General features: G+C 32.1%; 17 protein-coding genes. 9 read left to right on the top strand and 8 right to left on the bottom strand.

All coding sequences use genetic code 11. The features are described from left to right. The first annotated feature begins 218 nt into the window (after positions 1-218). The 8 genes from HHX25_RS06035 (at position 219) to HHX25_RS06000 (ending at position 6880) form a co-directional block, all read left to right on the top strand. Positions 219-791 (top strand): Crp/Fnr family transcriptional regulator, encoded by a 573-nt coding sequence (locus HHX25_RS06035; protein WP_169671231.1) that lies wholly within the window; start codon positions 219-221, stop codon positions 789-791. Between the two features lie 90 nt (positions 792-881). Further along, positions 882-1367, top strand: a complete 486-nt coding sequence (locus HHX25_RS06030) for a GlcG/HbpS family heme-binding protein (RefSeq protein ID WP_169671230.1) — start codon at positions 882-884, stop codon at positions 1365-1367. A 33-nt stretch (positions 1368-1400) separates the two neighbouring features. Continuing rightward, the gene (locus HHX25_RS06025) at positions 1401-2915 is read left to right on the top strand and encodes a Dabb family protein (protein WP_205958003.1); all 1515 of its coding nucleotides are present in this window, start codon (positions 1401-1403) and stop codon (positions 2913-2915) included. A 12-nt stretch (positions 2916-2927) separates the two neighbouring features. Next, positions 2928-3647, top strand: a complete 720-nt coding sequence (locus HHX25_RS06020; protein ID WP_169671228.1) for a 3-ketoacyl-ACP reductase — start codon at positions 2928-2930, stop codon at positions 3645-3647. Between the two features lie 108 nt (positions 3648-3755). Beyond that, positions 3756-4502 carry an SGNH/GDSL hydrolase family protein gene (locus HHX25_RS06015; RefSeq protein WP_169671226.1) on the top strand — a complete coding sequence of 249 codons (747 nt, stop codon included), beginning with the start codon at positions 3756-3758 and terminating at the stop codon, positions 4500-4502. Positions 4503-4535: 33 nt separating this feature from the next. Continuing rightward, positions 4536-5435 carry a metallophosphoesterase family protein gene (locus HHX25_RS06010; protein WP_169671225.1) on the top strand — a complete coding sequence of 300 codons (900 nt, stop codon included), beginning with the start codon at positions 4536-4538 and terminating at the stop codon, positions 5433-5435. Positions 5436-5437: 2 nt separating this feature from the next. Continuing rightward, positions 5438-6061, top strand: a complete 624-nt coding sequence (locus tag HHX25_RS06005) for a hypothetical protein (protein ID WP_169671223.1) — start codon at positions 5438-5440, stop codon at positions 6059-6061. Between the two features lie 24 nt (positions 6062-6085). Next, positions 6086-6880: a DUF1853 family protein gene (locus HHX25_RS06000; protein WP_169671221.1), complete on the top strand. Its 795-nt coding sequence runs from the start codon at positions 6086-6088 to the stop codon at positions 6878-6880. 6 nt (positions 6881-6886) lie between these two features. Here the strand turns inward: HHX25_RS06000 and HHX25_RS05995 are convergent, their stop codons facing one another. The 6 genes from HHX25_RS05995 to trmB form a co-directional block, all read right to left on the bottom strand. Continuing rightward, the gene (locus tag HHX25_RS05995) at positions 6887-7216 is read right to left on the bottom strand and encodes a 2Fe-2S iron-sulfur cluster-binding family protein (protein ID WP_169671219.1); all 330 of its coding nucleotides are present in this window, start codon (positions 7214-7216) and stop codon (positions 6887-6889) included. 123 nt (positions 7217-7339) lie between these two features. Further along, on the bottom strand, positions 7340-7582 hold the full coding sequence (locus tag HHX25_RS05990; RefSeq protein ID WP_169671217.1) for a NifU family protein: 243 nt from the start codon (positions 7580-7582) through the stop codon (positions 7340-7342). 11 nt (positions 7583-7593) lie between these two features. After that, positions 7594-8730: an Mrp/NBP35 family ATP-binding protein gene (locus tag HHX25_RS05985; protein WP_169671215.1), complete on the bottom strand. Its 1137-nt coding sequence runs from the start codon at positions 8728-8730 to the stop codon at positions 7594-7596. 205 nt (positions 8731-8935) lie between these two features. Beyond that, positions 8936-9265, bottom strand: a complete 330-nt coding sequence (locus HHX25_RS05980; protein WP_169671213.1) for an MGMT family protein — start codon at positions 9263-9265, stop codon at positions 8936-8938. A 3-nt stretch (positions 9266-9268) separates the two neighbouring features. Beyond that, positions 9269-9898 carry a lysine transporter LysE gene (locus HHX25_RS05975; RefSeq protein ID WP_169671211.1) on the bottom strand — a complete coding sequence of 210 codons (630 nt, stop codon included), beginning with the start codon at positions 9896-9898 and terminating at the stop codon, positions 9269-9271. Next, the gene (gene trmB / locus HHX25_RS05970; RefSeq protein WP_169671209.1) at positions 9898-10575 is read right to left on the bottom strand and encodes a tRNA (guanosine(46)-N7)-methyltransferase TrmB; all 678 of its coding nucleotides are present in this window, start codon (positions 10573-10575) and stop codon (positions 9898-9900) included. Before trmB ends, HHX25_RS05975 begins: the two co-directional genes overlap by 1 nt. A 186-nt stretch (positions 10576-10761) precedes the next feature. Between trmB and HHX25_RS05965 the strand changes: the two genes are divergently transcribed. Beyond that, positions 10762-11817, top strand: coding sequence for a glycosyltransferase (locus HHX25_RS05965; protein ID WP_169671207.1), 1056 nt, complete (start codon positions 10762-10764; stop codon positions 11815-11817). On the opposite strand, the gene HHX25_RS05960 is transcribed toward HHX25_RS05965, so the two are convergent. Then, positions 11791-12834, bottom strand: a complete 1044-nt coding sequence (locus HHX25_RS05960) for a sensor histidine kinase (RefSeq protein WP_169671204.1) — start codon at positions 12832-12834, stop codon at positions 11791-11793. The genes HHX25_RS05965 and HHX25_RS05960 overlap by 27 nt on opposite strands. After that, the gene (locus HHX25_RS05955) at positions 12835-13515 is read right to left on the bottom strand and encodes a response regulator transcription factor (RefSeq protein ID WP_169671202.1); all 681 of its coding nucleotides are present in this window, start codon (positions 13513-13515) and stop codon (positions 12835-12837) included. Positions 13516-13696 lie beyond the last annotated feature (181 nt).

Here is a 13696-nt window from a genome sequence, read left to right as displayed (position 1 = left end):
TACCTTGAATTGCGTTTTTCAATGAGGTCTGAAAAATCTATTTTGGTTTTTCAGACCTTTTTTATATAAAAAAAGAGAAATCCGTATACGCAGAGTTAAGAGTCACAAACATATTATTTACTTACACATAGCACAGATAAAATTCTATTGAAATATTATGTTTCAATCCTTTTAAAATTAGTAAATTTCCACCGAGTTTCCAATGCTTATTTACATTAATGGTTAACGATTTACTAAAACAAAATATAAAGAAAAATGCCCAACTCTCTAATTCAGAATTAGAAGAAATCTGTAAATACTTTTATCCTCAGTCTATTAAAAAAAAGGCTTCTCTACTAACCCAAGGTGAAATATGCAAATTTGAAGGCTTTGTTTTAGAAGGCTGTTTTAGAATCTTCACCATCGATAAAAAAGGCAATGAAAACACCTTATATTTTGCCACGAGAGATTGGTGGTTAATGGATATTGATAGTTTCATGAACCAAACACCATCGAATTTAAATATACAAGCCCTGGAAGACAGCAAAGTACTTTTAATTAACAGAACCGATAAATTGGCGCTTTACGAATCTATCCCTATCGTTGAGAAATTATTCAGAGTGATGTCTCAAAAAGCGCTAGTTGCATGGCAGCGTCGTTTAATTAGAAATCATTGCGAAACGGCAAAAGAACGCTATCATTACTTTGCAAATACCTATCCGAACATCGCTTCCAAACTCACCGACAAACAAATTGCCAGCTATTTGGGTATTACGCATGAGTTTTTAAGTAAAATTAAAAAACAATCTTAAATCCAGTGAAATTTTATCAAGTTGAACTTGTTCAACTATTTTCTCAGAATGGTTTATAATTTTTGTATTTATAAAACGATAAACAGAATTATGAACTTACTTAAACCATTAAAAATTTGTATCATTACATTGACACTAGCATTACTATCAAATACGGTACATGCCCAAATTACTAATGATATTACTCACAATGAAGCTTTTAAAGCCCTTTTAGCTGCCAAGAAAAAAGCCGAAGACTCGAACGTATTGGTAAATATTGCAGTAGTAGATGCTGGTGCTAATTTAAAAGCCTTTATAAGAATGGATGAATCTTTTCTAGGAAGCATCGATGTAGCCATTAAAAAAGCAAAAACGGCAAGGTATTTTAATATTGATACTGGAAAATTGGGAGAACTAACGCAACCAGGAGGCATAATTTACAATATAGAACATTCTAATGATGGTTTAATTACGTTCCCTGGCGGCATACCTATAAAAAATAAAGAAGGTAAAATTATTGGTGCCATTGGTGTGAGCGGTGGTACTATTGATCAAGACAGAGCTATTGCTACTGCTGGTGCAGCATCTATCTTATAATAACTAAATTTGAAATATAAAATATATAAACCCATGAAAAAAGCAATTTTCATTTTAGCATTGTTTTTATCCCATGTTTGTTTTGCTCAAACATCTGACGATTTAATGCTTTACCGTAAAGATTTTAAAAATATTTCTGCACAAAACACAGTAACTGTAACGAGCTACAAAAAAGGAAGTTCAGATTATGTATACGTTGGAGGTTTTGGCAATATTGATGTATATAGCCTTGATAAAGAAGGTATGCTTACGCCTATTAGCAATCATGAGCTGTACAAACAAAAAGGCCCTGCAAGAGGTATGGTGGCCGACAATATTAATGGTACAGATTTCTTATTTGTAGCCAATAAATACGGTAATGTTATAGAAACCTTTAAAATTTTAGATAACGGTTCTATTGAACGTGTTGCTCTGGTAGAAGATACTGAAGACACTCACCTTGCTGTTGCAATTACACTACAAGTAGTGCATATGAAAAATGCATCTTACCTATTTGTTGGAGGGCTTGAAGATACGCCTGGGTTAAGCTGTTTTAAAATTCAAGATGATGGAAAGTTAACACATGTACAATCTATGAAAGATGATGACAAACTTCATACAGATGGTATTATTGGCATGTATGTTCATAAAATTAAGGGTAAAACCTTTTTATATACAAGTGGATTTCAAGACAATGGTGTAAGCAGCTTTAGAATTTATGATGATGGAACGTTCAAAAATGTGAACAACATAAGTGATAATACCAAAGATAGATTCTTAACTGGTGCTTATCCTGTAACTGGTGTAACTTTAGGCGATAACAATTATGTAATTGTTGGGCACAGACACCATAAATATTATAAAAGAAGTGGTTTTATTAAAAAGACAGATTTTGTGTATCATGGTGATGCCGTAAGTGTTTTTAAAGTGAATAAAAAGGGGGCTTTAGTACCTCATTCTATTTTAAAAGATGATGAAAACACCAAGTTGCAAGGACAAACAAGAATAGAGGTAGTTTCAGTAGATAATAACGAAGCAGTAATAGCTGTAGGCACCAGAGATGATGAAGCTATTCAACTTTGCAAATTAAGTGAGGCGGGTGTCTTAACCCCAATCAACTATTTAGAAACTGGCTTCTCTATCTATTATGGTTTAAGATCTCATAAAATTGAAGATACCAATTTCTTAATTGCTGGGTCTTTCAGGTTTGACTTTGGAAAGGTAGCAACTTATAGAGTAGCACCAAAAATAGAAAGAGAAGGAAAAGTTTTACGACATATTGTAAATCTAAAATATAAAGAAGAAGCCTCTCAAAAACAAATAGATGAAGCTGTTAATATATTTTTAGAGCTCAAAAATAAAATTCCAGAAATAGCTGATATAGAGTGGGGTGTGAATGATAGTACAGAAGGCCATAGTGATGGTTTTACCCATTGTTTTACCCTAACCTTTAATGATGAACACGCTAGAGAAATTTACTTATTTCACAAAGCACATTTAGACCTCATTAGTAAAGTAGGCCCAATTATAGGTGGTGTTTTAGTAATGGATTATTGGACAAAAAAATAATTAAAAAAGCATATGAGCAATTTAAAACATAAAAAAGCCATTATAACCGGTGGTAGTAGAGGCTTAGGAAAAGCAACAGCGATAGCATTTGCTAAAGAAGGCATTGATGTTGCCATAACAGGCAGAAATGAAACGGTTTTAAAGAAAACCACTGAAGAATTAAAAACATTTGGCGTAAACGTCACCTATGCTGTATTTGATGTTGGAAATTACAAGGAGGTAAAAAGTAATATTAAAAACATTATTAATACTTTAGGAGGTGTAGATATTTTAGTAAATAATGCTGGTATTGCTGCTGTTGGGTCTTTTAACGATATGCCTGTAGAACAATGGAGCGAAATGATTCAAACCAACGTCATGGGTATGTATTATGTTACTAAAGAAGTATTACCTTATTTATTAGACAAAAATGAAGGTGATATTTTTAATGTAGCTTCTACAGCTGGTTTAAATGGAAATGCAAATATATCTGCTTATTCGGCATCAAAATTTGCCGTAATAGGTATGTCTGAATCTTTAATGAAGGAAGTCCGTAAAAACAACATAAGAGTCATCACTTTAACACCTAGCACCATAGAATCAGATATGACAATTGATCTAGGGATTGCAAAAGAAGGATCTCATGAAACAGTACTTCAGCCAGAGGATTTTGCAGAATTAATTCTATCAGGTTTAAAACTTCCAAGAAGAGCTATGATGAAAAGTGCAGCTTTATGGTCTACAAACCCATAAATTTAACTAAGTAGGACACTTGACAAACATAAACTTATGAAAAGCCTCTACAAACAGAGGCTTTTCTTATTTAACCACATTTTTTAAAGTTGTATCTTTAAAAGAAAAATGACATTGAAAACCTCTTTACTATGTCTTGGTATATTTACTATAGTTTGGTTTAGTTGCTCTTCATCAGACGTTGATAAACTAAGCGATGAAGAAATAGATTCTGAAATACCCAAAGATGACTCTCATGAGGATACTATTATAAAAATAATTTCACTTGGAGATAGTTACACTATTGGAGAAAGCGTTTGTGATACTTGTAAATTCCCCGAACAACTTAAAGACAGTATTATTAAAAAAATAGGCAAGAATAATGTAACCTTAAAGGTTATAGCACAAACTGGCTGGACTACCACTTTTTTAAAAGACGCCATTGAAAAAGAAAATTTAATCGAAGACTATGACTTAGTAACCTTACTTATAGGTGTTAACAATCAATTTCAACGTAAACCATTTAGTTTATTCGAAGAAGAATTTCCTCAATTAGTAAATACTGCTATAAAACTCACTAAATTAAATAAGGAAAAGCTCATAGTAGTTTCTATCCCTGATTATGCTTTTACACCTTTTGGCAATGGAAACACAAATATTTCTGAAGATTTAGATAAGTACAATACCTACATTGAAAACTATTGTAAACAGTACAGCATTACATATGTTTATATAACAGATATTACTAGAGAGGGTTTTCAAAAACCAGAATTAGTAGCTAATGATGGTTTACATCCATCTACAATTGCCTATTCCCATTTTGTAAGTCGCATGCTACCAAAAGCCCTTGAAAAAATTGGATACAATACAAATTAATAATGTCTATATTAGCCCAAAGTACAAAGGCAAATGTTTTCATCTAAAAAACGCTTAGACCACGCTTATAAAAATGCTAAAGTTATTTCATTTAATGACTCTAGTAAATTTATTTTATTTAGTGATTGCCACCGTGGAGACAATAGTTTTGCAGACGACTTCGCTAATAATAGAAATATTTACTTCCATGCCTTAAAGCACTATTCCAAAGAAGGCTTTCAGTATTGTGAACTTGGTGATGGCGATGAGCTTTGGGAAAACATTTCGTTTACATCAATTCTTAATGCGCATAAGAATGTATTTATGCTTATGAAACAATTTCATAAGGAAGGTAAACTACACATGATTTGGGGCAACCATGATATGGTTTATAGAAATCCAAATTATGTAAAAAAGCATTTGTCTTCTTATTTTGACCCAAAAATTGGTGAAGACGTAGAGCTTTTTGGTAATATTGTATACAATGAAGCCATTATTTTAAAACATTCCGAAACAGGACAAGAACTTTTTTTAACCCATGGCCACCAGGCCGATTGGTGGAATTTTTTATTTTGGAAGTGGAGTAGGTTTTTAGTTAGAATTCTTTGGAAACCCTTAAATGTTATGGGGATTGCAGACCCAACAAGTCCTGCTAAGAATTACAAAGAACTTATAAAAGTAGAGCGTAGAACTAAAAAATGGATTAGCGAAAACAATAATTTATTAACTATTGTCGGGCATACACACAGGCCTCGTTTTCCAGAACCAGGAGATATCGCTTTTTTTAATGATGGGAGTTGCGTACACCCAAGAAGCATTACGGGTATTGAAATTGAAAAGGGTGAAATCTCATTAATCAAATGGCATATCGCCACCAAAGACGATGGCACACTTCAAATTGTTAGAACGGTACTTGAAGGTCCTAGAAAATTGATTGATTATAAAACTGAATAAGAATGAGGATCTTTTTATTTACTATCTTCTATCTGGCTCCATTTATAGCAATTTGCCAAAATGTGTCGAAAATAAATAAAAACTTGGAATTATCAGACTCTCTTACATTTCAAAAAGAAGTTCGATTATACAAAAGATTTGGAGTTTCGAATTATACATCCGTTCTTAGAATTTATATGGATAATGCAAATGAATGGAAAGCCGAATTCTATGAACATTGGTTCATGACTAACAATGAAAAAGGATTCAATTCTAAAAAAAGACATCTAAAACCGAAAACTGATATAGAACTAATTTACCTAAACCTTAAACTTAATCACATTCTTGATTTGCCAGATATGAATAGTATTAATTGGAAAATGGTTGATAAAGGAAAAGTTATAACTATTCAAAGAAAGATAAACAATAAAGGGGATAAAAAAATAAACTATGAATTAGAAGGTCGAAAAAAACATAATATTGTCGATGGTTATGTTATCAAAGTTCAAATTTCTGATTACAAAAACAATGAATTCTCCTTTTCAAATCATATCGAATATCTAAAACTATATCCAGAAATAGACGAATTGATTTTTTATTCTGAAATAACTAATCTTTTAAGTAATGAATTTGGTGTTTGGAAATAAGTATTAAAAAAGCTAATACAATATATGCTTCAAAAGAGATATAAAGGCTTTTTAAAAACGCCATGTTTATGGCACAATGATGCCATTCTTAAATTGGAACAGTTTGAAGTTAATTCCATATTTAACAAAATTAATATTAACATTGATGAAAAACTACGTTTGGGCAAATATGTTGAACGCCTTGTTTCTTTTCAATTAAACCAACATAAGAACATTTCTATTTTAGCTGAAAATGTGCAAATTCAACATCACAAAGTAACTTTAGGAGAATTAGACTGTTTACTACTTAAAAATAATAAACCCATACATCTAGAGATTATTTATAAATTCTATCTCTACGATCCTTTAGTGGGAGAGACGGAAATCGAGTATTTTATTGGTCCTAACAGAAAGGATTCTTTAAAAGACAAAATATCCAAACTAAAAGATAAACAATTACCACTCTTGCATTCCAATGAATGTAAGCATTACCTAAAAAGTCTTAGTATAAAAACAGCTGATATTTCCCAACAGGTCTATTTTAAAGCCCAATTATTCCTCCCTTATGCCAACCAAGATATACATCTTAAAACATTAAATAACGCCTGCGTTGTTGGGTTTTATATTACTAAAAATGAACTGAGAAAATTTACCAATTGTAAGTTTTATATCCCCAAAAAGAAGGATTGGTTGGTAATTCCATACACTCGCGTAAAATGGTTAAGCTTTAATGAGTTTATACTAATCGCTAAAGATTATTTCGAGCAACAATTTTCTCCATTGTTCTGGATAAAATTTAAAAATGGAGAATTAAAAAAAGTGTTTCTGGTTTGGTGGTAATCAGTATTAACTCTCAGGAGCCAATTCCACCTCTAATCCCTCCATATCTGGAGTCATTTGGATTTGACAACCTAAACGTGAATTATCTTGAACATCAAACGCTTCAGAAAGCATGGCTTCTTCGTCATCAGACATTGGCGGTAACTCAGTATCACTCTTAACATAACATTGACAGGACGCACACATAGCCATACCTCCACAAACACCAATAGTCCCTTCTGGAGCCAGTTCGTAAGTCCTTACAACTTCCATAAGATTCATTGCCATATCTGTTGGTGCGACTATATCATGAGTTACACCATCTCTATCTGTTATTTTTATATTAATGTCTTCCATTGTTAAATTTTTATACTTTCTCGAATAAAAAGCATTTCACAATTCGTGCCGCAAATTTAAACTTTCTGAATTATTTAAGGGTAAGTTTTTCCTATTATTTTAGTAGGAATTAAAAAAAAGAGATTAAATTTCAATATTAATAACCTGTTCTATTTGAGGTGCATACTTTTTAATGGTCATTTCGACGCCAGATTTTAAGGTCATTTGGTTAACACTGCAACCTACACAAGCCCCTTGTAGCTGTACTTTAACTAAAGTATCATTTTCTATTGATAGCAAAGAAATATCACCACCATCACTTTGTAAAAAAGGACGAATCTCATCCAAGGCTTTCTCAACATTTACTTTAAGTTCTTCTGAAGTCATCTGTTACTATACTACTTTTTAACCGCTGAACACCCAGCCATTGTTGTTATTTTAATTGCTTCTGTAGGAGGCAGATCATCGTTTCGTCTAACTACTTCTTCTACTACATTTTGAGTTAGTTTTTCAAAAGCTTGTTCTAACGCTGTAGCTGTTTGTAAAGCTGCTGGACGCCCAACATCTCCTGCTTCTCTAATACTTTGTACCAAAGGCAGTTCTCCTAAAAATGGTACTTTTAAATCTTCTGACAAATTTTTAGCACCTTCTTTTCCAAAGATATAATACTTATTATCTGGTAATTCTTCAGGTGTAAAATAAGCCATATTCTCTATAATTCCTAATACAGGTACATTTATGCTTTCTTGTTGGAACATTGCCACTCCCTTCTTAGCATCTGCTAATGCTACGTTTTGTGGCGTACTCACAACAACAGCTCCTGTAATTGGAAGGGACTGCATAATACTTAAATGAATATCGCCCGTTCCTGGAGGCAAATCCAAAAGCAAAAAGTCAAGTTCCCCCCAATGTGCATCAAAAATCATTTGGTTTAATGCTTTTGCCGCCATAGGACCTCTCCAAACCACTGCTTGATTAGGCTGTGTAAAAAATCCAATAGATAATATCTTTACCCCATAATTTTCTATAGGTTTCATTTTAGACTTTCCACCAATATTCACTGCTAAAGGCTTTTCAGCTTCTACATCAAACATAATAGGAATAGAAGGCCCATAAATATCGGCATCTAAAACACCTACCTTAAAGCCCATCTTCGCTAAAGTTACTGCTAAGTTGGCTGTCACAGTAGATTTACCTACACCTCCTTTGCCTGAGGCTACTGCTACAATATTCTGAATACCTGGAATAGGTTTTCCTTTAATAACATTTGCTTTTGGCTTCGCTGGAGCATCAACTTTTACATTTACGGTTATTTTAGCTTTTTCATAAACCTGTTCATGTATCGTTTTTAAAATATCTACCTCTGTACGTTTTTTTGCTTGTAAGCTAGGGTTTTTAATAGTAATATCTACAATAACCTCATCTCCAAAGGTGATAACGTTTTTTACAGCACCGCTTTCAACCATGTTTTGTCCTTCACCTGGTACGGTTATAGATTCAAGCGCTTTTAATATATCTTGTTTATTGAGCTTCATTAACTAAAAGTTCTACATTATGAAATCCCAATATAAAATTGGGACAAATTCAATCAATTTAGTTTGATTCGCCTTAACTTTCGAACTAAAAGCTTTACTAATTAAGAATCGTTCTAAAATGCAAATATACAGTGAATTGTTTAGAATTTAAAGGCATTTAATTGAAATGATTTATACAAACATTCAGTTTATTTATAGGAAATAGTTATAACTCTTTTGAGGGATCCCAAAACACCTTTTCCAAATTCTGAATTTGATTGTCAATTACCTCAATGCCTTCGCTTTCCAGTAATTGTTGCATCAGGTTTGTTCCATCAAAGTGATGTTTACCTGTTAATAGGCCTTTTCTATTAACTACACGATGTGCTGGCACGTCTTTTCCTCCTGAACCATTCATAGCATAACCAACCATACGAGCACTTCTAACTGCTCCTAAATAGTTGGCAATAGCTCCATAACTGGTCACCCTCCCATAAGGAATCAATTTAGCAACCTTATAAACTTTATCGAAGAAATTTAAAGTCTCTGGTTTCATAATCTATATCTCCTTAATTATATTAATTAGTGTAATCACAGAAATAACAGCTGTAATACCTCCTATAACATAATTCATATTTTTTTGAGATGTAAACGACTTTCCTTTTATTTTATCAAAAAAGAAAATATACATATATAACATAACGAAAGTCCCCATAGCAGCACCCGCCATATATGATATAATGCTAATTTGGTCGAACGACATCCATCCAAAAGATGCCAAAGTAATGGTCATATATGCTTGGTAAGGAATAGGGAATACATTGATTGCCGAGAGGAATACTCCTTGAAAAAAACGACTATGCTTACTACGAATTTGAGGTTTAATTTGTTGTTTGTGTTTTGATTTTGCTATAAGTAAAAAATAGACCGTTATTAATACAAAAATAACAAACGCTACGCGCTGTAAAATGTCGACAACTTCTAAATGTTTACTTAAATATCTTGCAAAAACTGAGGCTACATAAGTTTGAAGTAGCACAATAACACAGACCCCAATAGAAAACATAACACCTCTCGTGTGTCCTTCCTTTAAACTTATTTTAGCAGCTGTCATATTTAGCAAACCTGGGGGAATAACCCCTATTAAAGCTATAAATAATCCTAAAATAAAGATAAAAGTAATATTCACTAATGCTTAATTTTAAATCGAATATACGTAATTGGTTTGTTTTGTTCTAAATATTGCGATTCGTAAAATGTTTGAATGCTTGTTACCTCTTCGGGACTGCCTTCTTGCTTATAAACATTATGATTGGCATAAAGCACCTCATGCCCCGCTCCATGCAATAAACCAAGCGTATACCCATGCATGAATTCACTATCGGTTTTTAGATTAACAACACCTTCAAGTTTCAATATTTTTTTATAGCGTTTTAAAAACGCTTCATTAGTCATTCTATGTTTCGTGCGCTTATACTTTATTTGAGGATCTGGGAAAGTTATCCAAATTTCATCCACTTCATTTTCTGCAAAAGCATGATCTATTAATTCGATTTGGGTTCTTAAAAAAACAACATTTGGTATACCTTCTTCTATAGCTGTTTTTGCTCCTCTCCAAAAACGTGCTCCTTTAATATCTATTCCTATAAAATTTCTATCTGGGTATTTTTTCGCCAACGCTACAGCATATTCCCCTTTTCCACAACCTAGCTCCAATACCAATGGGTTTTCGTTTTTGAATACAGACTTTCGCCAATTGCCTTTTAACTCATACTCACTTTTAACCAACTCATTCCTAGTTGGTTGAAATACGTTTGAAAAAGTTTCGTTTTCTTTAAATCTTCTGAGTTTATTTTTACTTCCCACTATTATTTAAAATTTTGGTAAAATTAAGGAAATATACGAGAGTGTTATTATGCTTATCTTTGATTTTACTGAAAACTTGCGCGAAAGCTTTCTACTATACCCTTTTTAATTTGATTTTTATTCAAATTAGGTGCAAGATATAAACAGAAAGCTTAGTTTTTATAAAAAACGCGTCTTAAACTATCTATGAAAAAAAGAATTTTAGTTGCGCCTTTAAACTGGGGGCTAGGACATGCCACAAGAAGTATTCCTATTATTTATGCGTTAATAAAACATGGTTTCCAACCTATTATTGCCAGTGATGGTGTTGCTTTAACACTTTTGCAAAAAGAATTCCCTAGCCTTTCTTCTATAGAATTACCATCTTATAATATTACTTATGCTAAAAAAGGAAAGCATTTTAAATTAAAGATGATTAAGGATTCTCCTAAACTTCTTAAAGCTATTAAAGCTGAAAAGAAAATAACCAAGGTAATTGTAGAAACTCATAATATTATAGGCATTATTTCCGATAACCGATTGGGTGTTTATAGTAAGAAAGTACCATCGGTTTTCATAACACATCAATTAAATGTTTTAACAGGGAGTACAACATGGTTTAGCACAAAAATGCATCAAAAAATCATCAAAAAATTTAATGAATGCTGGGTTCCTGATACCGAGGGGAGCATGAGTTTAAGTGGAAAACTTGGACATACTGATGATTTTGAAATACTTACTAAATACATAGGTCCCTTGAGTCGGTTTGAAAAGAAGCATTTAAATATTGTAAACGACTTAATGGTATTGCTTTCTGGCCCAGAACCACAACGTACTTTACTTGAAAAAAAACTTCTTTCAGAGTTAAAGAATTATGCTGGAAAAATTGTTTTTGTTAAAGGCATTATGGATAAGGAACAAACTATTCAGATTATAGGAAATATGACGATTTATAATTTTATGACTTCAAATTTACTAGAAAAAACCATTAACCAAAGCAAGTTAATTTTATCCAGATCTGGTTATACAACCATTATGGATTTAACAAAACTTAGTAAAAAAGCCTTTTTTATACCTACTCCTGGGCAATATGAACAAGAATACCTGGCAAAAAGGCTAACGGACTTAGAATTGGTTCCAAGTTGCAAACAAGAAGATTTTACATTAGATAAATTAAAAAACATGATATCTTTTAAAGGTTTAAACGCTTTTGATTATCATGTGAATTTCAAAAAACTATTCAACCTTTTCGAGTGTGAATGAAAACTCGCTACCAACTCCAAACTCACTTTCTACATATATTTTTTCGTCATGAGCTTCAATAATATGTTTTACTATAGAAAGTCCTAACCCCGATCCTCCTTCTTTACGGGAACCACTTTTGTCTACTCTATAGAAACGTTCAAACAAACGAGGAAGGTGCCTTTTTTCAATACCCTCACCATTATCGGTAACACGAACTATAACCTTGTTTTTTATCAAATTTTCGATACTTACTTCTGTAGTCCCTTTTTCTCTTCCATATTTTAAAGAATTTACTATGAGGTTTGCCAATACTTGCTGTATACGTTCTTTATCTGCTTTAACTAGTACTTGTTTGTTGTACTCAGTATCAAAAGTAAGCGTAATTCTTTTTTTACTGGCTTTCATCTCAAGCATTTCGAATACATTTTCGACCAACTCTACAATATCGAATTCTTCTATATTTAAACTTAAATCACCAACTTCTAATTTGGTAATCATGTCTAAATCTTTAATAATATAACCTAAACGCTCAATACCTTTACTTGCTCGTTCTAAATATTTTTCTCGTAATTTCTCATCATTCATAGCACCATCCAATAGTGTAAGAACGTACCCTTGCACTGTAAATAATGGTGTTTTTAGTTCGTGAGATACATTTCCTAAAAATTCTTTTCTATACTTTTCACGAACCTTTAGGGTTTCTATTTCTATCTTTTTGTCTCGTGCAAACTTATCAATCTCTTGGGTAAGCGTTCGCATATCGGTCGTAATAGGCCCCTTACTTAAACTAGCCGATTCTAAAAGTGTTAAATCATCGTATATTTTTTTAACACGTTTATATATAAACCGTTCTACACTAAACTGAATGACAACAAAAGAAAAAACATAAACACTTGGAACAAAAATGAGTAAATGAAGCCACTTAAGTTCATAAAAATAATATAAAAAAACACTCATTACGAGCGTTGTATATAAAGTTATATATAGTGACGTTTTTATAGAAAACCTATATGATCTTTTAAATTTTGTCTGCATTTATTCTACAAACTTGTAGCCTACTCCTTTTATGGTTTTAAAACTCTTATCTCCTAATTTCTCCCTTAATTTACGAATGTGTACATCGATTGTTCTGCCTCCAACAACAACCTCATTACCCCAAACGGCATCAAGAATCTCATCTCTTTTAAAAACTTTTCCTGGTTTTGAGGCCAATAATGATAGTAATTCAAATTCTTTTCTTGGCAAAACAATTTCTTCTCCTTTAGAAATGATCTTATACTCATCTCTATTTATTACCAAGCTTCCTATTTTAACAGTATCTGTTACATCTTCTTCTTTAAAACGTCTTAAAAGCGCTTTTACTTTACTTACTAAAACCTTAGGTTTTATGGGTTTTGTTATGTAATCATCTGCACCAGCATCAAAACCAGCCACCTGAGAATAATCTTCTCCTCTCGCTGTTAAAAAAGTGATAATGCTATTTTTTAAATCTGGATTTTTACGAATTAATTCACAAGCTTCAATACCGTCCATTTCTGGCATCATGACATCTAAAATGATTAATTGCGGTAACTCTTTTTTTGCCTTTTTAACACCTTCATGACCATTCTCCGCAGTAATAACTTGATAGCCTTCGCTTGACAAATTATAGCCTACAATCTCTAAAATATCAGGTTCATCATCAACTAATAATATTTTAATATCATTCTTTTTCATACTTAAATAACAAATTATAATTTATTTCTTAAAGTAAAGATAAAACTAAATAATACCGTTTTATTGATATTTCAAAATTAATAACATTAACGTAACAAACAAGATACAGTAAATTAAACTTTCGACCAAATAACGAAATCTTTAACACTTTTTTGGCATCACTTTTGTAGTAATTCATTAC

It is taken from the genome of Flavivirga algicola (assembly GCF_012910715.1).
GTDB lineage: Bacteria > Bacteroidota > Bacteroidia > Flavobacteriales > Flavobacteriaceae > Flavivirga > Flavivirga algicola.
Note: the sequence above shows the minus strand (reverse complement) of the source record. Positions and strands in the feature narration are given on the sequence as shown.

Bases quoted from the DNA above. Each gene is read 5' to 3' on its own strand.
- HHX25_RS06035 (WP_169671231.1), top strand. From the start codon at position 219: ATGGTTAACGATTTACTAAAACAAAATATAAAGAAAAATGCCCAACTC.
- HHX25_RS06030 (WP_169671230.1), top strand. From the start codon at position 882: ATGAACTTACTTAAACCATTAAAAATTTGTATCATTACATTGACACTA.
- HHX25_RS06025 (WP_205958003.1), top strand. From the start codon at position 1,401: ATGAAAAAAGCAATTTTCATTTTAGCATTGTTTTTATCCCATGTTTGT.
- HHX25_RS06020 (WP_169671228.1), top strand. From the start codon at position 2,928: ATGAGCAATTTAAAACATAAAAAAGCCATTATAACCGGTGGTAGTAGA.
- HHX25_RS06015 (WP_169671226.1), top strand. From the start codon at position 3,756: ATGACATTGAAAACCTCTTTACTATGTCTTGGTATATTTACTATAGTT.
- HHX25_RS06010 (WP_169671225.1), top strand. From the start codon at position 4,536: ATGTTTTCATCTAAAAAACGCTTAGACCACGCTTATAAAAATGCTAAA.
- HHX25_RS06005 (WP_169671223.1), top strand. From the start codon at position 5,438: ATGAGGATCTTTTTATTTACTATCTTCTATCTGGCTCCATTTATAGCA.
- HHX25_RS06000 (WP_169671221.1), top strand. From the start codon at position 6,086: ATGCTTCAAAAGAGATATAAAGGCTTTTTAAAAACGCCATGTTTATGG.
- HHX25_RS05995 (WP_169671219.1), bottom strand. From the start codon at position 7,216: ATGGAAGACATTAATATAAAAATAACAGATAGAGATGGTGTAACTCAT.
- HHX25_RS05990 (WP_169671217.1), bottom strand. From the start codon at position 7,582: ATGACTTCAGAAGAACTTAAAGTAAATGTTGAGAAAGCCTTGGATGAG.
- HHX25_RS05985 (WP_169671215.1), bottom strand. From the start codon at position 8,730: ATGAAGCTCAATAAACAAGATATATTAAAAGCGCTTGAATCTATAACC.
- HHX25_RS05980 (WP_169671213.1), bottom strand. From the start codon at position 9,265: ATGAAACCAGAGACTTTAAATTTCTTCGATAAAGTTTATAAGGTTGCT.
- HHX25_RS05965 (WP_169671207.1), top strand. From the start codon at position 10,762: ATGAAAAAAAGAATTTTAGTTGCGCCTTTAAACTGGGGGCTAGGACAT.
- HHX25_RS05960 (WP_169671204.1), bottom strand. From the start codon at position 12,834: ATGCAGACAAAATTTAAAAGATCATATAGGTTTTCTATAAAAACGTCA.
- HHX25_RS05955 (WP_169671202.1), bottom strand. From the start codon at position 13,515: ATGAAAAAGAATGATATTAAAATATTATTAGTTGATGATGAACCTGAT.